Genomic DNA, 20,940 nt, shown 5'->3' with positions numbered 1-20,940 from the left:
CCGTAGAGCCGTATCCCTCGTCTTCCGGCCCAGCAGGACCTGTCCATATGAGCACGGCCTCCCTCGTCAACTCCCGCGTCGCCAACTACTGCTTCGGGGTGTTCTGCTTCCTCACAGCAAGCTGGGTGCAGAAGCTGGTCATCGGCTGGCTGGTCTGGGAGGGAACGGGATCGGGTCTTTGGGTCGCCAGTCTGGCGGCGGGGGAGCTGATCCTGGCCTTGGCGCTCCTGCCCGTGACCGGAGCCTTCATTGATCGCGTTGGCAGCGCACCCATCCTCGTCCGCTCGCAGGCCGTGGCGCTCGTTCAAGGCCTTCTCCTCGCTGCCGCCGTGGCCGCCGACGCTCCGCTCGCGGTGGTCCTGCTCCTCTATGCGGTCAGGGGCGTCGTCGCGGCCCTCTACCTCCCGGCCTCGCAAGCATTTCTGCCCAGCATCGTCGACGCCGGAGCTCTCCCGCGCGCGACCTCGATCCTGGCTTTCCTCGGGAGCTTCGCCGTTCTCGCCGGACCGGCGGTCGCGAGCGTCGGTCTTGCCCGGATCGGAGCCGCCGAAACGCTGGCCGCGGCCGCGGCCCTTCACCTTCTGTTCCTCGCCGCGATCCATCGCGACGTTCGGGCGGTCCGCCCGGCCTCGCCCGGGCGCCCCGCGGCGGACCGAGCTCAAGGCCAAAATCGCGGGGGCATCCGCGAGGGCTTGGCCTATACGGCGGGAAACTGGGGGGTGCTCTTCGCTCTTGGGTCGTTCCTCGCCGTGTCTCTGTTCGGGCGGTTCGTCCTCGAGGTCGCGCCCCTTTTCGCAAGCTACTTGCGTGGCGGGTCGGTCGGGGACGTGGCCGCGCTGCTCTCGGCCCTGGGCGGGGGAGCCCTTTGCGGCGGAGCGTTGATGATCGCGCTCGCCGGCTCGCCGACGGCCTCGGAGCGGACCCTCGACCTGACCCTGGTTCTCGTGCCGGCTGTTCTCCTTGTCGCAGTTCTATCGCCCTACCAAGCGGTCCCGATGGTCCTGATGATTGCCACCGGGGCGCTCGTGACGATGAACTCGATCTCGGCCCAGGCCGCGATCTACAAGTATGCGGACAAGGAGTATCTGGGACGGGTGATGAGCATCTATTCCCTGGCTTACCGCAGCGGGCAGATCGGGGGAGCCTTCCTGTTCGCGATTCTCGGCCCGGTGCTGGGCGCGGGTCCTTACCTGACCGCAGCGCTCATCCTCTGCCTCGCGCTTCTGGCGCAACGCATAAGACACCGCAAATATGGTGCCGTCCTCGGTGCCTCGGGCATCGGAAGACAGTGAACACTGTGCGGGGCAGGCGCCCCGCACGCCTCGGCCGATCGGGCGCCTCGCTATCCCGCCGAGGTGGCGAATTCCAGCCCCAACAGGTACTTCTCGCCCGCGCCGGCGATCAGGGGCTCGCCAACCGCGTCTGACCAGGACAGGTTCAGCACGACGGCAGCAGCCATCAGATCCTCACGGGTCTCCTCGATCGCCGCCATTGCCGTGGTGGGAGCGTTCGTCCCAAGAGCGATGCTCAGGTGCCTGATCGGCGCCTTGATGGACAGCTGGCGGTCCGACTTGGCCTTGCGAATGGCCGCAAGCACGCTGACGCTATCGGTGCCGGCGTCATGGGCGCGGAGGTCAAACACCTGCACCTCCGGATCTGGCCAGTTGCCACGGCGATGGATGGAGGCTTCCTCTCCGGTTTCGGCCGGGAGGCCGTTCACGAAGACGTCGCGGTAGATCGTTTCGGTGATGAAGGGCAGCGTGGGAGCGAACAGGCGCAGGACAGTATCAAGGCAGTGCCAGAGGGTGTACCGCGCCGAACGCCGCCCCAGCGCCGTGCCGACGTCACCGTAGACGCGCCCCTTCACCATCTCGACATAGTTGTCGCAGAGATCTCTCCAGAAGAAGGTCTCCACGGCATGGAGCGCATCTGCGTATTCGTACTTCTCATAGAGTCCCGTCGCGGTCCTCACGGTCTCGGCCAATCGGCTCAGGATCCAGATGTCGAGCGTCTCGGTGACGATTCCCGCCTCCACGTCGTGCTTGGGCGTCGTCGGAGAGCCCTCCAGGGCTTGCAGCTGCTGGGCGATGAAGCGAGACAGGTTCCAGATCTTGGTGGTGAGCCGCTTGCCCACCTTGAGAACGTCCTCCGAGAGCGCGGTATCGAGGCCCAGGCGCGAGGTCGCGGTCCAGTAGCGCACCGCGTCGGCCCCGTACTGCTTCAGCAGCGCCTCGGGAACGATAACGTTCCCCTTGGATTTCGACATCTTCGAGCGATCCTGTGCCAGGCACCAGCCGCTGATCGCGATGTCCTTCCAGGGAGCCGCCCCGTCGTGCAAGTGGGACTTCAAGATCGTGTAGAACGCCCAGGTACGAATGATCTCGTGGGCTTGCGGGCGGAGGGTCGCGGGGAAGAGCTTGCGGTAGCGCTCCAAATCGACCGCTAGATCCTGCGAGATGCCGCCACCGTTGATCTGAGGCGAGACGGAACTCGTCGCCCACGTGTCCATCACGTCCGGATCCGGCTCGACCTCATCGGCGGCATAGCCGCGGGGCAGATCCACCAGAGGATTGACCGGCAGGTCATCCACGTGAGCGACCAGGATCCTTCCCTCCTCGCCCGGCCGCTTGGAATACCAGAACGGGAAGGGGACTCCGAAATAGCGTTGGCGGCTAACGCACCAGTCCCATTTGAGGTTCTCCACCCACCGCTCGTACCGCACCTGCATGTACGATGGATGCCAGTTGATCTCGCTCCCGCGCCGCAGGAGGGCATCCTTCTTGTCCAGGACCTTCACGAACCATTGCGGCGTGACCAGGATCTCCAGCGGAGCCCCGGAGCGCTCGGCGGTGGGAACGACTCGGTTGACCTCGGTGTGGCCGCGGACAACGCCCCGGTCCTGCAACATCCCGACGATCAGTTCGCGGGCGTTCTTGACCTTGAGACCCTCCAGCGCTGCGGCTGCCGTCTGGGCGCTCGCCGGATCCACAGACGGCCAGTCCCCGGAACCGATCCGCGCGAGGCCGGTGAGGCGGCCGAGCTTGTCGAGGATCACCCGGGTCGGAAGCCTGTGATCCCGCCACCATTCGATATCGGTGGAATCTCCGAATGTGCAGCACATCACGACACCCGACCCCTTCTCCGGGTCGGCACGCTCGTCGGCGAGCACGGGAACAGGCACCCCAAACAGCGGGGAGATCGCCGAGCGCCCCAGGAGCCGGCCGGCCTCCGGATGCTCGGGATGGACGAAGAGGGCGCAGCAGGCTCCGAGAAGCTCTGGCCTCGTGGTGCCGATCACCACCTCGCCTCCGCCGTCCAGGGCAAAGGCGATGTCCCACATGACCCCAGCTTGCTCCTTGTCAACGATCTCCGCCTGGGCCAGCGCCGTGCGGTCAACCGGATCCCAGAGCGTTGGCTGCAGCTGCCGGTAGAGTTGGTCCTTCCGGAAGAGATCGAGCGCGGACATCTGGGAGATCTTCACGCTCGACGGACTGATCGTCCTGTATTCTTGGCTCCAGTCGACGCTGAGCCCGATCGCATCGAAAAGGTTGCGAAAATCCGTCTCGGCCGCCTCGACGACCTCGTGACAGACGCGCGTAAATTCCTCTCGTGACATGTCGACGGCGCGGATGCCGCGCTTCGTCTCGACCAGGCGCTCCGTGGGCAGGCCGTTGTCGTCGAAGCCTATGGGATAAAAGACGTTCCTGCCGGACATGCGCATGTAGCGCGCGATCAAGTCGGTCTGCGTGTAGCTGTAAACATGCCCCATGTGCAGATAGCCCGAAACGGTGGGTGGTGGCGTGTCGATGATAAATGAATTCTCTTTTCCTTCTTGGAAGTTCCAAGAATAGATCGGATTTCTGGCCCAAAATAATTTGCATTCTTCCTGCGTGATCTCGAAATCATACTTGTCCGCAAGCATCCTTCAGGTCCTTGAGCCAGCCAATATCAATCGCGCACGGGTGAGGCGAACCCGGGAGCGTCCGCTCTCAGAAGTAGCATATCAGGGGGCGCCGTCTACCGTAAGCTGTCCTTCGGCCTCTGAACATTAAAGGCGCACAGATATCCGGCAGGCTCGTAATCGAGTGCGCTGAAGTTCGGCGAGGCTCTCTTTCACCGCCGCAGTCTAGGTCAGCTGTACATTCTGTATCAGGCGATGGTGGCTGCCGTTGTTCTCGCAGTTTTTGGCCGCTGATACTCGATTCCATGTATGAGCGTTGTCCGGCCGTGGGCGGGGGAGAGCGGGGGTCTTCACCAGCTCCGCCGATGCTCGGTTCGCCCCTACTTGACGGCTCATCTGTCCCGCGTCGTGATGGAGCGTGGTCCGGGGGGCAGACGCCCGGGGCAGAATCCAGCGTGCGAGGAGGTCCGTGCCCTGCTCACCTGCGTTCCGTCTCCAGATACCGTTCAGTCCTTGGACCGCGGCTGCGTCGACGTCTGGCTCACACGGCTCGACGACTCCATCGAGCCGCACCTCGCAGCTTACCGGACACTTCTCGATCCGGCTGAACTGGAGCGGCACCGTCGCTTCAAGGCGAAGGATGCAGCGCTCCAATATCTCGTCGGCCGCGCACTCGTGCGCACCACCCTGTCCCGTTACGCTTCGGTCTCGCCCTCGGCCTGGCGCTTCGAGCCGAACGCCTACGGCCGGCCTTCGGTCGCGGGGCAGACGGGGCTCGGCCTGTCCTTCAACCTGTCCCATACAGACGGGCTCGTCGCCTGCGCCGTGTCGCATGGCGGTGAGGTGGGCGTGGACGTGGAACGGATCTCGCGGCGCGTGCGGACGGAGTTGCTCGCCCGTTCCAGTTTCTCTCCTTCCGAGGCGGAGGCTGTCGCTGCGGCTCCCCCACAGGAACGCCATGAGCTGTTCTTCGCACTCTGGACCTTGAAGGAGGCCTACATCAAAGCCCGTGGCATGGGCCTCGCGTTGCCGCTCGACGGTTTCGCCTTCGATCTGGCGGGGCCGGAACCCCGGATTACCTTCACGGCCGAATGCCCGGACGATCCTGCCCGCTGGCTGTTTCTGCGCCACCATATCGCACCGGAGCATCGCCTCGCTTTGGCTGTCTCGGATGTTCCAGGCGAAGGGAAGGTACTCTTCCGCTGGACCGTGCCCTCTTGCCCCGAGGAGCTCCCGGGCGCCGCCGACAATCCATCTGCGGATGAGCGGGAGGCTTCGCGATGCGTTTCGTCGGCAACGCGGGAAGGGCGAAGGGAATCCGGCGGCGACATTCTCAACGCCGCAGTTCCTCCCTCGGGGAAGCCCAGGGTCGTCACGCTTGCCCCAAACGGACAATCAGATAGCCCGCCGGACCGATATCCCGACTGAAACTGTCGATCCTGCTGCTCCTGGTCGCGAACCTGCTCTCGCGCCGCTCGAAGCGCATGGCAAGGCAGTTGCAGGAATAGGCTCGGGCGGGTTCTCTTACTTGCCCGACACCCGCCCATCACTCCAGCCCTTACGGAGCCTCGATGCCGGACGCCTTCTCCTTCGAGGCCCTGAAGACCGCAGTGACGGCCGGGGAGATCGACACCGTGATCGTCGCCATGGTCGACATGGCCGGGCAATTGATCGGCAAGCGCTTCCATGCCGAGCGTTTCGTCGCGACCGCCCATGACGAGACCCATGCCTGCAATCCATGGTGACAGTCCTTGGCCCCGAGCTGACGTCTGGAGCGTCTGCTTTCCGGCCATCTAACTCCGCAGCCTCGGCAGTGCCTACGCTGGCCGCCTGCTTCGACGTGGCGGTCGCCCGGCCGACGTCGTCAGTCTCATTCCCTGTCCATGGTTAGGACCATCCGGAACTTCGCGTCGCCCGATCTCATTCGGCGATAGGCGTCCACGGCCTGCCCGAGCGGCATCGTCTCGATCCATGGCCGCACTTCCGAGAGGACGCTGAAATCCAGCGTGCGCTCGTTCTCGTAAGGCGTTCCGGTGATCGAACCCTGGATGCTGCGTTCGCCGCTGACCAGCATGCCCGCGGAGACGGTCAGCGGGTCCTTGCCCGTCCCGAGCATGATGAGCCTGCCCTCAGGAGCGAGGCCCGAGAGCAGTGGCGAGACGGCGTCGCCCGCTCCCACGGTCGCGACGATGGCTTTGGCACCTTCCATGCCCGCTAGAGCCTTGGCGGCGTCCTCGACCTGCGTGTCGACGTAGCGGTGCGCGCCGAGCGCGATGGCGTCCGCCGCGATGTCGGTTCCCCTACCGATGGCCACGACGCGGAAACCCATCCGGCGAGCATATTGGATCGCCATATGGCCGAGCCCGCCGATGCCTAGGACAGCCACCGTGTCGCCTACCTCGGCACCGCTCTTCTTGAGCGCGTTGAACGTGGCGATGCCGGCGCAGAGGATCGGGGCGGCCTCCTCGGAGCCGAGCTCGTCGGGGATCGCAACGAGGCCGGTCGCGCGGGCAATCATCATCTCGGCGTAGCCGCCGTCGCAGGTCGAACCGACGAAATGCTGCTGTCGGCAAAGCTGGAACTTGCCCTGCCGGCACCGGGCGCATTCGTTGCAGTGTCCGCCGAGACGACCTACACCCACGCGCCGACCCTCGCGCCAGCCCCGCGGGACGCACTCGCCAACGGCGACGATCCGCCCCACGACCTCATGCCCCGGAACGCGAGGCCAAGGCCCTTCGCTACGCTCGACATCGTTCGCGTCGGCGCCGCAGAGCCCGCAGGCCTCGACGGCGATCAGGACCTCGCCCGCGCGGGGCACGGGAGTCTCGCGCTCGATCAACTCAAGCTGCCCGGGAGCGGTGACGACGACGGCGCGATGAGAACGCATGATGCTCAGCTCCTGGACAATTCGGCTGGGACGGAATCGACGGCGCCAGCCCCGAGCAACAGGAGCTCGGAGACGGCGCGTTCGGCGGCGTCGACGGCGCCTGCGAGGTATCCGGGCTCAGCGCTGCTGGTCTCGCTGCCGGCCATCAGGAGTCGGCGCGCCCACGCACCGGGGACGCGAGCGGATCGGAAGCCGGAGGGATGTCCGGCGGCTTCGAGATCCTCGAACGTCGCCGTGAGCGGGTCCGCAGCCCAATCCTTGTAGAGCGTCGCGATGGGGCTGCCGGCCAAGGGGCCGTACATCGCCGCGAGCTGGTCCACGCAGGCCGCGGTCACCGCAACCTCACCGGCTTCGGCTCGTCGGGTGCCCGGCACGCCTACGAACCCGAACAAGGCCGCCTGCCCCGAGGCGGTCGTCGCATCGTAAATCTCGACGAGGGGCCCGATCATGCTGCGTCCTGCCCCAGAAAGTCCCATGTCGCGCCAGAAAGGCCGGTCGTAGATCGCGAAGAACTTCGCGTGAGGCGCCATCCAGGTCGGCGTTCGGACCCAACTCGAGGTGGTTGATTTTTCCAGCGGCGGGTCGAACGCGACCGAACGAGCGATCAGCCGCGGCGGCATGGCGAGGACCACGACGCGGCCCTCGATGACGGTCGGAGCGCCGGATGAGCCGGCGCACTGCAGCACGCAGGTTCCGCCAGCATGCAGGATGCGGTGCACGGTGGTGCCCGTTCGCAGGCAATCGACTGGAAGCCCGGCGACCAGCGCGGATATCAGGGCGCCGGTCCCGCCGGCGAGGCGCGCCGACGAGGACAGCGGGATGTTACCGCCGGGATATCGCCGGGGCGATGCCTCGTGCCGCGATTGAACGACGACGTCGCCGTCCTCGTGCTGACGGAAGTGCGTAACGCCCAGCTCTTCGATCAAACCGGTGAAGGCGGGCCGCATCTCCGGCCAGAACCACGACGGACCGAGATCGAACCCGTCGATGGACGGTTCGCCGTCACGACCCGCGGTCAGGATGCGACCACCGAAGCGGTCCCTCGCCTCGATCAGCTGGAACTCCATGCCCGCGCGATGAAGACGGCGCGCCACGACTAGACCGGCAAGACCGCCGCCTACGATGACGACCTTGTTCGAGGGAGACGCACGCATTCCGTCAGGCCGGTCGGGCGGCCGTCCTGCGACCAATCCCGAGCGCCGTGACGGCGATAAGGAGCGGCGCGAAGGAAAGCCAGAGCACGGCGTCCCAGCCGAAGCTCGAAAGGAGGCCGCCCGATAGGAACGAGCCGACCGCCATGGTGCCGAAGACGGCGAAGTCGTTGAAGGACTGGACGCGGGCCTTCTCCTCCGGACGATGGTATTCGAGCACCATGGCCGAGGCGCCGACGAAGCCGAAGTTCCAGCCGACGCCGAGCAGGACGAGCGTCGCCCAGAAATGCGCGACATCGACCCCGAGCAATCCCACCGCGGAGGAGGCTCCCGTCAGGAATAGGCCAGCCCCGACGACCTTGGCCGATCCGAAGCGCGTGATCAGCCGTCCGGTCCAGAAGCTCGGGCCGTACATGGCGATGACGTGCCATTGCAGGCCGAGGTTGGCCGACTCCTGGGATAGGCCGCAGAACTTCATGGCCAACGGCGCGGCCGTCATCAGGAAGTTCATGAGCAGGTACGAGACCACGCCGCAGATGACCGCGAGTACGAAACGCGGCTGGCGGACGATGACGGCAAGCGGACGGCCGCCGGAGCGCTCGGTCGCGCTCGGCATGGGGAGCTTCACGCCGAGCAGGATCAGGGCGGAGATCGCCGCGACGGCGGCCTGTCCGATATATGTCGCCGTGAAGAGGTGCGGCGCCCACAGGTTCATCGTGTGCGTGACCAGTTGCGGCCCGATCACGCCCGCGAAGACGCCGCCGGCCATGACGGCCGAAAGCGCACGTGGGCGGCGGGCCGGAACGGCGCAGTCGGCCGCTGCGAAGCGGAAGGACAGAACCACCGCCGCATAGGCGCCACCGAAGAAGGTCGCCGCGCAGAAGAGCCAGAACACGGCGTAGTAGACGGCCAGGGCCCCGAGCAGCCCGGCCAGCACGCCGCAGCCGGTACCGAGCATGAAGGCGGCTCGGCGGCCATGCCGTTGCGCGATGGCGCCCGCGGGCAGCGTGCACAAGGCCATGCCGACGACGAAGATCGAGATCGGCATCGTCGCAAGCGCCTTGCTCGGGGCCAGCATGTCGCCGACGACCGCGCCCGTCGCGTAGACGACCGTCGAATTGGCGCCGGCCAAGGCCTGGCAGATAGCAAACCTCAGGATATTGCTGTGTTCCTGCCGCGTGTCGTCGGTCGGAGCGACCGCTGCCGTCGTCATCGTCGTCATGCCGCCACCTGGCTTTTCCAAAGGGAATCGCGAGGCGAAGGCCGGCGATGCAGGCGCTGGTCGAGGAGCGCCTTGGCCTTGACGGTCTCGCCGCCCCGCATCAGCGCGACCAGCAACGTGTCTTCGATGACCTCGCGCTGGGCGCCGCTTCCGCCGATCCGGGCGACGTCCTTCGCCATCGGCTCCAGGATCTTGGCGCAGGACGCGTAGTCGCCTTCGACGAAGGCCAGTGCGGCGCGGCATATGGCCGGCACGATCGGTCCCGCCGCCATCGTTCCCTGCTCGATGAGCGTCGTCAGCGCGGCGACGCGCTCCTCGACTGCCGCCTTGTCACCGACTGCGGCGGCCAGCAAGCCGAGATGGGCGTCCGCGAAGGCGAAGCCCGGCTTGGCGAACCTGGCGGCGGCATACTCTCTTGCCGTTTCCCACATCCCGGCCGGGACCTGATGGCCGTAGGCCTGCAGGCGCCATGCGAGGGACACGGTGTCGGTCATGATGTTGATCGGCGTGCCCTGCGAGACGGAGGGCTGGACGTGCCGTTCGTAAACGGCGACCGCCCGCTCCGGATCGCCTCGTTCTAGGGCGGATAGCGCCTCGTGCCACGCGATGTGGCCGTGCAGGATTCCGGAACGGTCGTAAGTCGGCAGCCATCGGCCCACCAGCCGCTCGGCCTCGTCGCCGGCACCGTCCTCGAACATGGCGTGCGAGAGCGCATGCGCCGCGTTGGCGTTGGCGGGCCGAAGATCGAAGCCGCGTTGCGCTAGGTCGCGCCCGAGCTTCACGTTCTTGTTCTCGGCATGCGACCACCCGCGGTAGGTCAGGAACCACCAGTCGTCAGGTACGAACTGGTCCGCGTGCCGCTCGCAAAGGTCGACGCGAGCCTGGTCGTGATTGGCCATGCCGGAGAAGGCCAGTAGGCCGAAAGCCCCGAGCGGCAGGGAGAAGATGATGACGTCGCGCGGCCAGTTCTCGATGTGATCGAGCGCCGCCGGCAGCGCCTTTGTGGACTGGCCGGTAACGGCGAGCTCAAGCACGGCGACATGGTTTCGCTCGCGCGGCGTCCCGTTCCGGGCAACCAGCTCCGAAGCTTTGACGATGCAGGCCTTCGCCTCGGTCGGCTTGACGCGGATGGCGTTGGCACGGGCGAGCTCGGCGTGCGCCAAGGCGAACTCCGGATCGGCGGCGATAGCGGCCTGCAACGTCTCGACGGCGCCGGGCCAGGCCGAGATCAACAGGTCGACGCCTTCCCGATAAAGGCGTGCGGCCTCGTCGGAGTTGGTGGAGATGTAGAGGCCGCGACTGTCGAGGTTGGCCATGATCCTGATCCTGATTAAGCGGCGCAACTGCTCTGCCGTGCCATCGACTTAGCAGAACCGGGCCTGGCCTTCTTTCGACGCTTTGCCAAACGGCATCGATTATCGGACAATTGCCGCCATGGCTTGGTCGATCATCACCGCACCTTCCGACGCACTTCCTCCCGGGCCGCTGACGATGCGCTCGCAGGTCATCCCGCCTCGACATGAGTTTCCGGACCACCGCCACGACTGGCATCAACTCGTCTACGCAGTGCAGGGCGTGCTGACGATCTCGACCGCGGACCAAACCTTCATCACCTCTCCCGAACAGGCGGCATGGCTCCCGCCCGGTGTAACGCATCGGGTGGGGTCGCTGCTTGGAGCCCAGTTCCGTAGCCTTTGGATCGCTGATTCCGCTGGGAGGGGTTTGCCGGCTGAGCCCGCCGTCATCTCGGTCACGCCGCTTTTGAAAGCCCTCATTGTTGAAGCTGCGGAGCTGGAAACCAAGCGAGAGCCGGAGGACTACCGCGCCCGCGTCGTGGCCCTGATCCTGGATCAGCTGCGCCGGGCCCCGCGCCTCCAGGCCGCTTTGGCGTGGCCGCGCAGTCCGGCACTGCTGCAACTCTGCGAGGCCCTGTTCCAGGATCCCGCGGATGGCCGGGACGCCGAGGCCTGGGCAAATCAGCTCGGTCTGTCCAGCAGGACATTAACCCGCCGCTTCGAAGCCGAAGTCGGAACGCCACTGCGATCATGGCGCCGTCGGATGAGGGTGTTCCGGGCGATTGAGCTCCTCAACGGAGGAGCCTCAGTCACGGCCGTGGCGCTCGACCTCGGCTACAATTCGGCCTCGGCCTTCATTTTCGCGTTTCGGGAAGAAATGGGGATAAGCCCGCATGCCTTTGCGCGTGACAAGACTGGAAAAGCGTGAGGATCAATAACGTCCGCTTATTGGCAGGCAGCCAATGTCTGGTGTTGGCGCGCTGCCGATTGAGCGAGCGGTAGTTTAGCCCGTCGCGAGCGTGCCGTTGCGAATATCAGTGACGAGCATGTAGCCCGGCGCGTGGGTGATGCAGAACCCGGGGCGGGTCTTGGCGATCACGGCCTGTGGTGTGACGCCGCATGCCCAGAACACCGGTATCTCGCCCGGCCTGATCTCGACGGGATCGCCATAGTCGGGCGCCATGACGTCCTTGATGCCGATGGCGGCTGGGTCGCCGAGATGGACCGGCGCGCCATGGACCGAGGGGAACCGGCCGGTGACCTGGACCGCGCGGATCGCGTCGGCCGGCGTCAGCGGGCGCATCGAGACGACGAGCGGGCCGGAGAAACGGCCGGCTGGTGTGGTCGGAATCGACGTGCGGTACATCGGCACGTTGCTGCCCTGCTCGATATGACGCACCGGCAGCCCGGCGGCGAGCATCGCCTCCTCGAAGGAGAAGGAGCAGCCGATCAGGAAGCTGACGAGATCGTCGCGCCAGTAGTCGCGGATGTCGGTCGGCTCGGCCACCAGTTCGCCATCCTGCCAAACCCGGTAGCGCGGCAGGTCACTGCGAATGTCGAGTTCGCGCCCGAGCGCCGGCAGCATCGGATCGCCGATCTCGGACACCCCGATCAGCGGGCAGGGCTTCGGATTGCGCTGGCAAAAAAGCAGGAACTCGAAGGCGAGCTCGCGCGGCAGTATCGCCAGATTGGCCTGGACGAAGCCGGGCGCGACATTCGCGGTCGGCGCATCGAGGGCCCCCGAGCGAGCAGCCAGGCGCGCCTCGTAGGGATCGAGCATGGGCAGGTTTAGGTCCATGAGTTCAGTTCCCGTTTGCCGCGCCCAGCGCCCGTTCAACGGCCTGCCCGATCGACAGGATCGCGCGGTCGCGGCCTGCGGCACCGGCGAGCATCAGCCCGACCGGAGCTTCGCCGGGACGATGGCAGGGCAGGCTCACCGCGCAGCCGTCGAGGAAGTTGATGAAGGTCGAATTGCGCAGGATCAGCAGGTTGGTGGCGCCGAAGGCAGCGTCGTCCGCGAGCTCGTCGATGCGGGGCGCGATGACCGGCACGGTCGGCATGACCAGGGCGTCGAAGGGCGCGATCCGGGCCTCGACCGCATCGATCCAGGCGGTGCGCGCCGCCAGCACGTCGATATAGTCGGCGGCCGAAATCTCGCGGCCCCGCAGGATACGCACCCGCACCCGCGGATCGTAGCGATCGCCGGCGCGCTGGATCAGCTCGCGATGCCAGTGCCAGGCTTCCGCCGCCGCAAGCCCGCCCTTGGCGTTGATCGCGCCGAGCTGCGCGAATTCGGGGATAGCGATCTCGCTGATCTGTGCCCCGGCGCGCGACAGAGTACCGAGCGCAGCTTCGACGCTGGCCGCGACACCCACGTCCATGCCGTCGAGCGCGATGGTCTTCGGCACGGCGAGCCGCAGGCCGGCTAGGCCCGCTTCGCCGAGCAGGTTCTCGCCGGTTCCGGAGAGGATGGCGTCGAGCATCGCGCAGCAGGCGACGCTGCGCCCGATCGGCCCGATCGAATCGAGGCTGGTCGAGAGCGGCAAGGCCCCGTCGCGCGGCACGCGCCGTGCGGTCGGCTTGAAGCCGGTGAGGCCGCACAACGCGGCGGGAATCCGGACCGAGCCGCCGGTGTCCGTACCGATCGCCGCCGCGGCCATGCCATCGCTGACCGAGACGGCCGCGCCCGAGGACGAACCGCCCGGAATGCGCTTGGCAGCCCGGTCGAACGGATTCAGCGGCGTGCCGTAATGCGGGTTGAGACCGAGGCCCGAGAAGGCGAACTCGGTCATGTTGGTGCGGCCGACGATGATCGCGCCGGCGGCGACGAGGCGCTCGACCACCGGCGCATTGGCCCCGGCCGGCGGCGCATCATCGAGAGCGACGCTGCCGGCCATGGTGATGTCGCCGGCGACGTCGAACAGGTCCTTGATCGAGATCGGCAGGCCCTCGACGGCTGAGCGCGCGAAGCCGGCCTGCCGCAGCGCGTCGGAGGCCTGCGCCGCCTCGAGCGCGCGTTCGGCATAGAGCCTGATGAAGACGCGGGCGCCTTCACCATCGCTCGCCTGCGCGCGCGCCAGAGCCTCTTCCGTCAGGGCGACGGAGGTCGCGCGCCCAGCGACGAGATCATCGCGCAGTTCCGTCAGCGTCCGGCTCATGATCAGGCGACCTCCGGCAGCGAGACGATCCGGTAGCTGTGCTCGATGCTGCGGCCGAGCACGGGGTCGAACAGCTCCATGGCGAAGGACGGGGCCGGCCGGATACCACCGATCGCACCGACCGTGCCGCAGATCATCCCGGTTCCATCCGGCAGGAGCGCGGCGCCGCCGGTGAAGCCGGCGATCAGCTCCAGCGGCGGGCGGAGGCTGGCCAGCGGGCCCTCCTGGTAGAGCACCCGCGCGCCGTCCTCCTCGATATGGGAGCGGATGATCATCTCGTCCCAATGCCCGGCGACCTCGGCGAAACGCCAGGCCTTGCGCGCCAGCGGCTTGGCGCAGATCTGCTTGGAGATCGCGACGCCGATCGTCTCGAGCTTGCGGTCGGTGTGGTCGGAGGCGAGGCTGACATACATCTCGCCGCCGGCGCTGAAGACGAAGGTCTCGACCTCGCCGGAGCTCTCGGTGCCGAGCACTTGGATACGCTCGGCCTGCGTCGCCAGGCTCTCGGCGACGCGGTAGTAGAGCGGCACGGTGCTCGGCCGCGGCACGCCGATGGCGGCGAGTTCCTCGATATGATGCTCGATCGCGGCGCGGTCGCGCCCGGCCCAGCCGGCGACGACCAGTTGGGCGAGTTCGACCTTGAGCGGCTGCGTAGCAGCGCCGCCCTCGACGGTGAAGTTCAGTTCCATGACGTCCTGCAGATTTTACGGAAAATGGGGAAGGTGATGCGCCGCGCCTATTCGAAGACGCGGGGCAGGAAGAGCGCGAGGTCCGGGAAGAGCGCGAGCAGCAGCATCAGCACCGCCATCGCCCCGACATAAGGCATGCTGCCGACGATCACCGCGTTCATCGAACCGCTCTTGCGCAGGCTCTGGACCACGAAGAGGTTGAGGCCCACCGGCGGCGTGATCAGCGCGGCCTCGACGAGCACGATGATCAGGATGCCGAGCCAGATCGGATCATAGCCGAGCCCGATCATGATCGGCGCCACGATCGGAATCGTGGTGATCATCATCGAGAGCGTTTCCATGAAGCAGCCGAGGATCAGGTAGAACACCACGATCGCTACGAGCATCTGCACGGGGGACAGGCCGAGGCCCTTGATCGAGCCGGTGATCGCGTCGGTGATCCCGGTCGCCGCCATCACGAAATTGAGGAAGGCGGCGGCAACGATGATCAGCATGATCATCGCGGTCGCCTTCATCGTGCCCTCGACCGCCTCGCGCAGCATCGACAGCGTCAGGCGGCGCGACCAGGCCGCGAGGACCATCGCGCCGGTGACGCCGAGCGCCGCAGCCTCCGTCGGCGTGGCGAGGCCGGCATAGATTGACCCGACCACGAGGAAGAAGATGCCGAGCGGCGGCGCCAGATGCACCAGGCTGGCGAAGCGCTCGCGCCAGCTCGCGGTGATGCGGCGCCCGCCCCATTCCGGCTTCATGATGCAGCCGATGATGACGGTCAGCATGAACAGACCGGCCAGCAGCAGGCCCGGGATGATGCCGGCGAGATAGAGTTTCGGCACCGAGGAGTTGGTCAGCACCCCGTAGAGCACGAGGTTGATCGAAGGCGGGATCAGGATGCCGAGCGTGCCGCCGGCGGCAAGGCTGCCGAGGAAGAGCGGCTCGTTATAGCCGTAGCGCTTGATCTGCGGCAGCGCGACCGTGCCGACCGTCGCGGCGGTCGCGACGCTCGAGCCCGAGGTCGCCGCGAACAAAGCCGAGGCGCCGATATTGGCGTGCATCAGCCCGCCCGGCAGCCAGGACAGCCACAGGCTCATCGCGCCGTACATGCGTTCGGCGAAACCGGAGCGCAGCAGAATCTCGCCGAGCAGGATGAAGAGCGGGATGGCGACGAGCAGGAACTCGTTGTTGGTGCTCCAGGCCAGCTCGCCGATGCCCCGCGTCAGCGGCAGCATCGAGTAGAGCGGGTCGAGGATCAGGCCGAGGACGCCGAGCGCGGCGCCGACCGGGATCGACAGGCCGATCAGGACGAGCAGGAGGATGAGGGTGGTGGCGATCATGCCGCGTCTCCCCTGACCATGCGCTCGCCGGCGGCGGCTTCTTCTTCGGCCTCTTCCTGGGTCGAGCGCACCCCGGCGATCGCCTTCACGGTGGCGATATCGCCGGTCACCAGCGCGATCGAGGCGCGCAGCAGCATCAAAGCGAGGATGACGCACATGAAGAGCAGGCCGGCGAACCACAGCCCCTGCGGGACCGCGAGCGGCGTCGCCAGCGGCGTGTTGGCCCGCGAGCTCTGGGCGAGCGAGGCGCCGACCACGTCATAGGCGTAATAGGTCAGCATCGCCATGAAGACGCCGAGCGCCACCAGCGAGACCCAGTCGAGGACCGCGGCGAGCCGCACCGGCATGTACTGGTAGAGCACGTCGACGCGGACATTGGCGCGCTGCAGCGTCGCGAAGGCGAGCGACCAGCTCGTGCTGATGGCGAAGGCGTAGCTCGACAATTCGTCCGCGCCGCCGGTGGTGAAACCGAGGAACTTGCGGGCGAGCACGTCGAAGGAGATCAGCAGCACGCTCGCGATCGTCAGCGCCCCGGCGCACCAGACGGCGGCGCGGGACAGGCTCTCGGCATGGCGCAGCAGCGCCGCCAGAGCATTAGGCGGGGGCGGATTGGTCATGAAATCCTCGGCTCCCAGGAGATTAAGGAGGAGGCCGGTCCGAGCCGGCCTCCTGCGGGGCGCTTACTTCTTGGCGGTCAGGCCGAGTTCCTTGCCGACCGTGGCATTGAAGCCGGCGACGCAATCGGCCGAGCAGCGGGCGGCCCATTTCGGCAGCACCTTCTCCTGGAGCACGGTCTTGAGCAGCGCCTTGTCGGCGTCGGTCGGGACGACGAGCTGCATCTTGCCCTTCACCGGCAGCGTGCAGGCAGCGGCGCCGGTGTTGCAGTCATAGCCCTGCTGGGTCTGCTGCGCGGCGGCGTCCCAGATCTGGCCGACCAGGCCCTTGATGTTGGTCGCCAGGAACTCGCGGACCTTGGGGTCGATCTTGTTCCACGCGGCTTCGTTGACCGCGTGGATCTGCTGGTTCCAGTTGATCGGCAACGCCATCAGATGGGTCGAGACCTCATACCACTTGGCCGAATAGCCCGAGAGCGAGCCGGTGATGGCGCAGTCGACGACCTTGTTCTGCAGGGCCGGCACGACCTCGCCGAAGGCCATGGTCACGCTCGAGCCGCCGAAGGCCTCGACGAACTCGGCCTGGGTGCGGCTGGAGGTGCGGACCTTCTTGCCCTTGAGATCGGCGAGGCCCTTCATCTCGGCGTTGCAGAACAGCACCTGCGCCGGATAGGGCGAGATGCCGAGCAGGCGGACCTTCGAGCCTTCGCCGTAGAACTTGGTGTAGACCGGCTCGAACGCCTCGGTGATCGCGCGGGCAGTCTTGGCGTCGGGGGCGAGGCCGGCCAGGTCGATCGCCTCGTTGATCGGGTTGTCGCTGGCGAAATAGGACAGGGTGGCGGTGCCGAACTCGATCACGCCCTGCGACATCAAACGCAGCAGCTCGGGACCCTTCAGCCCCATCTCGTTGAAGCCCTTGATCTCGGCGGTGACCTGCCCCTTCGACTTCTCGGGGATGGTCTTGGTCCAGAACGGCTGCTCATAGTCCTGATAGGCGGTGAGATTGCTGAGGCCACCGACGACCTTGAGATTGGCCTTGGGCAGGTCCTGGGCGGTCGCGGCAGAGGCCGCAAGCAGGCTGGCGGCGAGAATGAGAGCTTTCATCGATATTCCCCTCGTTGCTTGTTGGTGGTGAGATTTTCCCGCGCCCTAGTCCCAGGACTGGCAGGCGCGGGGGTAGCGGAGCAGGCATTCCGGGCCGTCCGGCGTGACGAGAACCATCTCGCCGAGCGCCGCACCGCCGAGACCGGGCACGAACAAATTGGGGTGCAGCTCGAAGAGCATGCCGGGCGCCAGCGCGAGATCGGAGGCCGCGGCGGGCGGCGCGCCTTGATCGAAATGCTGGCGGAAGACCGCGGTCGTCAGCGGCTCCTCATAGGAGAAGCCGAGGCCGTGCCCATTGCGGAAGCGCCGGAGGTTCTGACGGTCCTGAGCGCTCATGCGCTCGGCAAGCACCGCCTCCATGGCCGCTTCGGCACCCGCCAGCGGTAAGCCCGGGCGCAGCGCCGCCAGTCCCGCCTCCAGCATCGCCTCGACATGATCGGCGAGCGTGCGGTGCTCCGATTTTTGCGGCCCGATGCCGCCCATGCGGATGCCATGGCCCCAATGGCCATCGACCGTCAGGGCGACACCGAGGAGGACCTGGTCGCCAGCTTCGGGAACGCGCCGGGCCTCCGCGGGCCAGTAGCGCGGATAGTCCGCCGCAGGCGCGATGGTCAGCCAGGTCCGGCTGTAGTCGGCGCCTTGCCGGCGCGCCTCGGTCTCGAGGTCGAGCTGGATCTCCCAGGCCGGACGCCGCCGTGCCAGTTCCGCGCCGAGCCGGCTGAACAGCAGGTCGCAGAGAGAAGCCGCGTCGCGATGCAGGCCAAGGGCGGCTGCATCCTTGACCAGCCGCAGACGCGCCGCGGCGTCATCGAGCGAAGGGCCGGCGGCAAAGTCGTCCGCCGTCAGTGCAGCGTCGACCTGCCGGGGCAATTCGCCGAAGCCGACCGTCGCGACGGGGGCCCCGTTCGCCCATCCCGCAAGCGTCATGCCCCAGGCGAGCGGCGGAACATGCTCGACAGCGAGATCCGGCCGCAATTCGCGCGCCAGCCGCAGCATGAACGGGCTGCCGACCAAAAGATGCGCGTCATCTCGGGTGACGAGCAGCAGCGACAGGCTCTCATGCCCGTCCCAGCCGCTGAAGAAACGGAGGGCGCCGTGCGAGGCGCTGCCGGCGCCGAGGGCGCTGCCGAAGCCAAAGACCGCAACGCTGTCGGCACCATGATCACGCGCCAGACACAGCAGAGCTTGCCGCCGCTTCGCGAACACTTCAGCGATGTCGCCCGTTGCCCCGCCCGTCATTGCGGCTCAGGCCGAGATGCCGACAGCGGCACCAATGACCAGGCGCGCCGAAACGATGATGTCTGCAAGGTTCAACGGGTGACCCCTTTGCCGCGACTTTAGAGCCGTCTATGCATCGGCATTGCAGGGCATCGGGGGCGTTGCTGTCCAATCGTATGTTTGGAACCGAGGTATAAGCCGGATTTATCACCCCTTCTGGCCGGCAGGAGACTCCCGTGCGACCGCTTGCGCCATGCGCGCGATGACGCGGGAGGGATGACTGTCGGGTCCGTCGATCCAGCTCGCGGTGAAGCTGAGGTCGGGCAAGGGGTCGGCCTCGACCTCGACGATCTGCAATTCGCCGCGCTCCAGCTCGCGGCCGAGGAAGACCGGCGTGATCACGGCCGCGCCGATGCCGTCGAGCACCATGCGCACCACCATCGAGAGCGAGGCGCTGCCATACATGCGCGGGGTGGAGATGCCGGCGCGCATCAGCATGTCGCGGACCTGTCGGTAGGGCGAGCTGTTGGAGGGATAGGTGATGATCGGGAGCCCGGCGATGCGGGCGAGCGCGACCGGGCCGGGACCAAGGCCGGTGCCGGGCTTGACGACCCAGGCTAGCGGATAGGTGCAGAGCGGCAGGTTCTCCACCCGCGCCTCGAGCACCGGACCGAGCAGGAAAGCGAGATCGATCTGGCGCGCCATCAGATGCGATTGCAGCACATGGGTACTGTCCACCTCGATCTCGAGGACGAGCGCCGGATAGGCGACATGGACCTCCTCGATCAGCTTGGGCAACCAGGTCTGGACGATGGTCTCGGCGACGCCGATGCGCAGCGTGCCGCTCATCGTGGTCTGATCGCGGGCGGCCTGGATCATGTCGCGGCGCGCCTGCATCATCCGCTCGGCATGGGCGAGCAATTCATGGCCCTTGGCCGTCAATTTCACGCCGCGCGCGTCGCGTTCGAACAGGCGCACGCCGAGGGCCGTCTCAAGCGAGGCGATCCGCTGCGAGATCGCGGGCTGGGTCGTGCCGAGCTTCTCCGAGGCTGCCCGCAGACTGCCGAGCGCGGCCGCCCAGAAGAAGGTCTCGATGTTGCGCAGGTCGATCATGGCGCGATGATGCCGGGAATCTGGGCGGGCACCAACCGAAAGCCGGCTACGGCGCGGAGCGGGCCGCCACCACCCGCGGGCCGGCGAGAAGCCCGTCGAGACCTCTTCCCCTTAGACGGCACATGGCGAGTCTGCGGAGTTGACCCGCTCGCGTAACCGCTGCTCGCGCGATGAAACACTAAGAGCTCAATCGCCCTCTCGGGCTTTCCGTCGGGTCTTGAGAACGTCCGCTTTCAGGCATCGACCTAATGTCCGCTCCTGGCGCATCTCGTTGGGTCTATGATAGCGCCTCCAAACCCTTTGCCAGTTCGCACAAATTCGTTCAGCCTCAAATCCCGTGTGCCGCAAACACATACGGGCCCGACGCCGTATTATCGATGAATGGCAGGATGTAGTCCGGCAGATCCGGATCGCCCGGCGAGTAGAGCCCGACGCGACGCAGGTTCGCGATCAAGTTCGACCGCGGCGGCGTCCTCTCCAGGAAAACGCGGACGGCGCAGGGAACATGGTCCCGGTTGGCCGAGACGCCGCTCTTGACGCCATGCAGCGCCATCCAGCGAAAGCTGTAGTCGGGAAACAGGATCGTCTGGGTGACCTCGATCCCCGCTCCCGTCTCGTAGTCGTTCATGAAGACGCGGTCGCCGGTCATCAGCGCGACGCCCTGATAGCGGAAATGGCGCTGAACGGACCGGGTCGGGTCGCCCATGCGCTCCAGCCGGCGATAGAACAGGTGCTCGCCATCCAGCGCGAACCCGATCAGCGCGCGGATGACCTTTCCGGGCGTCGACATCGACCAGTAATACTCGAAGAAAGTTCCCGCCAATTGAAAGATGCGCGGATCGTTGCGTGCGGTGATGCGATCGAAATGCGCTCGCAGCGTACGTGACAACCGGTCGGAGCCGAGCCCCTTCAATTTGACGATGGCGGCGAAATCATTATGCGGCAGCCGGATCTCGTGATCCTCGATGCCGAAATAATCGCAGATCTTGCGCATCAGCGGCGGCCTCGGCGTCGAGGCGCCGGACAGATAGCGGTTCAGCTGGCTGCGGTTCACCCCGAGCTCGCGCGCCACCACCGAAATCGAGGGGCGATATCCGCAGAGCAGCCGCAGATTGGCGGATAGATCCGACATGATACTATTTGATGCTGTTTTCACATTAAAACGCATCAGAGTGAGACGGTTTACGAAATTGTCAAGCAAGGCAGCGGCGCGGCATCCTGCTGGCAGATCCGGCGAAGACCGGCTCCAGGGGAACC

18 protein-coding genes are annotated in these 20,940 nt (G+C 66.6%); 4 read left to right on the top strand and 14 right to left on the bottom strand.

Translation table 11 applies throughout. The annotated features are described in order from the left end of the window. The first annotated feature begins 47 nt into the window (after positions 1–47). Entirely contained in the window at positions 48–1,292 is a 1,245-nt protein-coding gene (locus AC07O0_RS01400; RefSeq protein ID WP_494619420.1) for an MFS transporter, read from the top strand. A gap of 50 nt (positions 1,293–1,342) precedes the next feature. Here AC07O0_RS01400 and AC07O0_RS01395 read toward each other — a convergent pair whose 3' ends face one another. Next, positions 1,343–3,922 (bottom strand): valine--tRNA ligase, encoded by a 2,580-nt coding sequence (locus AC07O0_RS01395; RefSeq protein ID WP_494619418.1) that lies wholly within the window; start codon positions 3,920–3,922, stop codon positions 1,343–1,345. A 492-nt stretch (positions 3,923–4,414) separates the two neighbouring features. Here AC07O0_RS01395 and AC07O0_RS01390 point away from each other — a divergent pair, with 492 nt between their 5' ends. Beyond that, positions 4,415–5,329, top strand: a complete 915-nt coding sequence (locus AC07O0_RS01390) for a 4'-phosphopantetheinyl transferase family protein (protein WP_494619416.1) — start codon at positions 4,415–4,417, stop codon at positions 5,327–5,329. Positions 5,330–5,472: 143 nt separating this feature from the next. Continuing rightward, on the top strand, positions 5,473–5,646 hold the full coding sequence (locus AC07O0_RS01385) for a hypothetical protein (RefSeq protein WP_494619415.1): 174 nt from the start codon (positions 5,473–5,475) through the stop codon (positions 5,644–5,646). Positions 5,647–5,771: 125 nt separating this feature from the next. Here AC07O0_RS01385 and AC07O0_RS01380 read toward each other — a convergent pair whose 3' ends face one another. From AC07O0_RS01380 to AC07O0_RS01365, 4 genes are read right to left on the bottom strand one after another with little or no spacing between them, the layout of a single operon-like run. After that, complete coding sequence (locus tag AC07O0_RS01380) at positions 5,772–6,788, bottom strand: zinc-binding dehydrogenase (RefSeq protein WP_494619413.1); 1,017 nt, start codon at positions 6,786–6,788, stop codon at positions 5,772–5,774. Between the two features lie 5 nt (positions 6,789–6,793). Next, positions 6,794–7,942, bottom strand: a complete 1,149-nt coding sequence (locus AC07O0_RS01375) for a flavin monoamine oxidase family protein (RefSeq protein ID WP_494619412.1) — start codon at positions 7,940–7,942, stop codon at positions 6,794–6,796. A 4-nt stretch (positions 7,943–7,946) separates the two neighbouring features. Then, complete coding sequence (locus AC07O0_RS01370) at positions 7,947–9,152, bottom strand: MFS transporter (protein WP_494620632.1); 1,206 nt, start codon at positions 9,150–9,152, stop codon at positions 7,947–7,949. Between the two features lie 5 nt (positions 9,153–9,157). Further along, positions 9,158–10,477: a tetratricopeptide repeat protein gene (locus tag AC07O0_RS01365; RefSeq protein WP_494619410.1), complete on the bottom strand. Its 1,320-nt coding sequence runs from the start codon at positions 10,475–10,477 to the stop codon at positions 9,158–9,160. A gap of 118 nt (positions 10,478–10,595) precedes the next feature. Between AC07O0_RS01365 and AC07O0_RS01360 the strand changes: the two genes are divergently transcribed. Next, on the top strand, positions 10,596–11,384 hold the full coding sequence (locus tag AC07O0_RS01360) for an AraC family transcriptional regulator (RefSeq protein WP_494619409.1): 789 nt from the start codon (positions 10,596–10,598) through the stop codon (positions 11,382–11,384). Between the two features lie 75 nt (positions 11,385–11,459). Here AC07O0_RS01360 and AC07O0_RS01355 read toward each other — a convergent pair whose 3' ends face one another. From AC07O0_RS01355 to AC07O0_RS01315, 9 genes are all read right to left on the bottom strand, one after another. Beyond that, entirely contained in the window at positions 11,460–12,254 is a 795-nt protein-coding gene (locus AC07O0_RS01355) for a putative hydro-lyase (protein ID WP_494619407.1), read from the bottom strand. A 4-nt stretch (positions 12,255–12,258) separates the two neighbouring features. Next, the gene (locus tag AC07O0_RS01350) at positions 12,259–13,614 is read right to left on the bottom strand and encodes an amidase (protein WP_494619406.1); all 1,356 of its coding nucleotides are present in this window, start codon (positions 13,612–13,614) and stop codon (positions 12,259–12,261) included. A 2-nt stretch (positions 13,615–13,616) separates the two neighbouring features. Next, positions 13,617–14,303, bottom strand: a complete 687-nt coding sequence (locus AC07O0_RS01345) for a DUF2848 domain-containing protein (RefSeq protein WP_494619404.1) — start codon at positions 14,301–14,303, stop codon at positions 13,617–13,619. 47 nt (positions 14,304–14,350) lie between these two features. Further along, on the bottom strand, positions 14,351–15,634 hold the full coding sequence (locus AC07O0_RS01340; protein ID WP_494619402.1) for a TRAP transporter large permease: 1,284 nt from the start codon (positions 15,632–15,634) through the stop codon (positions 14,351–14,353). Next, the gene (locus tag AC07O0_RS01335; protein WP_494619401.1) at positions 15,631–16,251 is read right to left on the bottom strand and encodes a TRAP transporter small permease subunit; all 621 of its coding nucleotides are present in this window, start codon (positions 16,249–16,251) and stop codon (positions 15,631–15,633) included. The genes AC07O0_RS01340 and AC07O0_RS01335 overlap by 4 nt, the downstream gene beginning before the upstream one ends. A gap of 63 nt (positions 16,252–16,314) precedes the next feature. Then, entirely contained in the window at positions 16,315–17,352 is a 1,038-nt protein-coding gene (locus AC07O0_RS01330) for a TRAP transporter substrate-binding protein (protein ID WP_494619399.1), read from the bottom strand. A 45-nt stretch (positions 17,353–17,397) separates the two neighbouring features. After that, a complete protein-coding gene (locus AC07O0_RS01325; protein ID WP_494619398.1) occupies positions 17,398–18,591 on the bottom strand; it encodes a M24 family metallopeptidase in 1,194 nt (397 codons plus the stop codon). Between the two features lie 186 nt (positions 18,592–18,777). Beyond that, positions 18,778–19,683: a LysR family transcriptional regulator gene (locus AC07O0_RS01320; protein ID WP_494619397.1), complete on the bottom strand. Its 906-nt coding sequence runs from the start codon at positions 19,681–19,683 to the stop codon at positions 18,778–18,780. Positions 19,684–20,011: 328 nt separating this feature from the next. Next, positions 20,012–20,884: a helix-turn-helix domain-containing protein gene (locus tag AC07O0_RS01315; protein WP_494619396.1), complete on the bottom strand. Its 873-nt coding sequence runs from the start codon at positions 20,882–20,884 to the stop codon at positions 20,012–20,014. Positions 20,885–20,940: the final 56 nt, after the last annotated feature.

Source organism: Allobosea sp. GW821-FHT10B12, assembly GCF_059415545.1.
Note: the sequence above shows the minus strand (reverse complement) of the source record. Positions and strands in the feature narration are given on the sequence as shown.

Coding starts and splice junctions, on each gene's coding strand:
- AC07O0_RS01320 (WP_494619397.1), bottom strand. CDS start 19,683: ATGATCGACCTGCGCAACATCGAGACCTTCTTCTGGGCGGCCGCGCTC.
- AC07O0_RS01355 (WP_494619407.1), bottom strand. CDS start 12,254: ATGGACCTAAACCTGCCCATGCTCGATCCCTACGAGGCGCGCCTGGCT.
- AC07O0_RS01360 (WP_494619409.1), top strand. CDS start 10,596: ATGGCTTGGTCGATCATCACCGCACCTTCCGACGCACTTCCTCCCGGG.
- AC07O0_RS01340 (WP_494619402.1), bottom strand. CDS start 15,634: ATGATCGCCACCACCCTCATCCTCCTGCTCGTCCTGATCGGCCTGTCG.
- AC07O0_RS01345 (WP_494619404.1), bottom strand. CDS start 14,303: ATGGAACTGAACTTCACCGTCGAGGGCGGCGCTGCTACGCAGCCGCTC.
- AC07O0_RS01380 (WP_494619413.1), bottom strand. CDS start 6,788: ATGCGTTCTCATCGCGCCGTCGTCGTCACCGCTCCCGGGCAGCTTGAG.
- AC07O0_RS01365 (WP_494619410.1), bottom strand. CDS start 10,477: ATGGCCAACCTCGACAGTCGCGGCCTCTACATCTCCACCAACTCCGAC.
- AC07O0_RS01350 (WP_494619406.1), bottom strand. CDS start 13,614: ATGAGCCGGACGCTGACGGAACTGCGCGATGATCTCGTCGCTGGGCGC.
- AC07O0_RS01335 (WP_494619401.1), bottom strand. CDS start 16,251: ATGACCAATCCGCCCCCGCCTAATGCTCTGGCGGCGCTGCTGCGCCAT.
- AC07O0_RS01375 (WP_494619412.1), bottom strand. CDS start 7,942: ATGCGTGCGTCTCCCTCGAACAAGGTCGTCATCGTAGGCGGCGGTCTT.
- AC07O0_RS01325 (WP_494619398.1), bottom strand. CDS start 18,591: ATGACGGGCGGGGCAACGGGCGACATCGCTGAAGTGTTCGCGAAGCGG.
- AC07O0_RS01385 (WP_494619415.1), top strand. CDS start 5,473: ATGCCGGACGCCTTCTCCTTCGAGGCCCTGAAGACCGCAGTGACGGCC.
- AC07O0_RS01400 (WP_494619420.1), top strand. CDS start 48: ATGAGCACGGCCTCCCTCGTCAACTCCCGCGTCGCCAACTACTGCTTC.
- AC07O0_RS01370 (WP_494620632.1), bottom strand. CDS start 9,152: ATGACGACGGCAGCGGTCGCTCCGACCGACGACACGCGGCAGGAACAC.
- AC07O0_RS01330 (WP_494619399.1), bottom strand. CDS start 17,352: ATGAAAGCTCTCATTCTCGCCGCCAGCCTGCTTGCGGCCTCTGCCGCG.
- AC07O0_RS01395 (WP_494619418.1), bottom strand. CDS start 3,922: ATGCTTGCGGACAAGTATGATTTCGAGATCACGCAGGAAGAATGCAAA.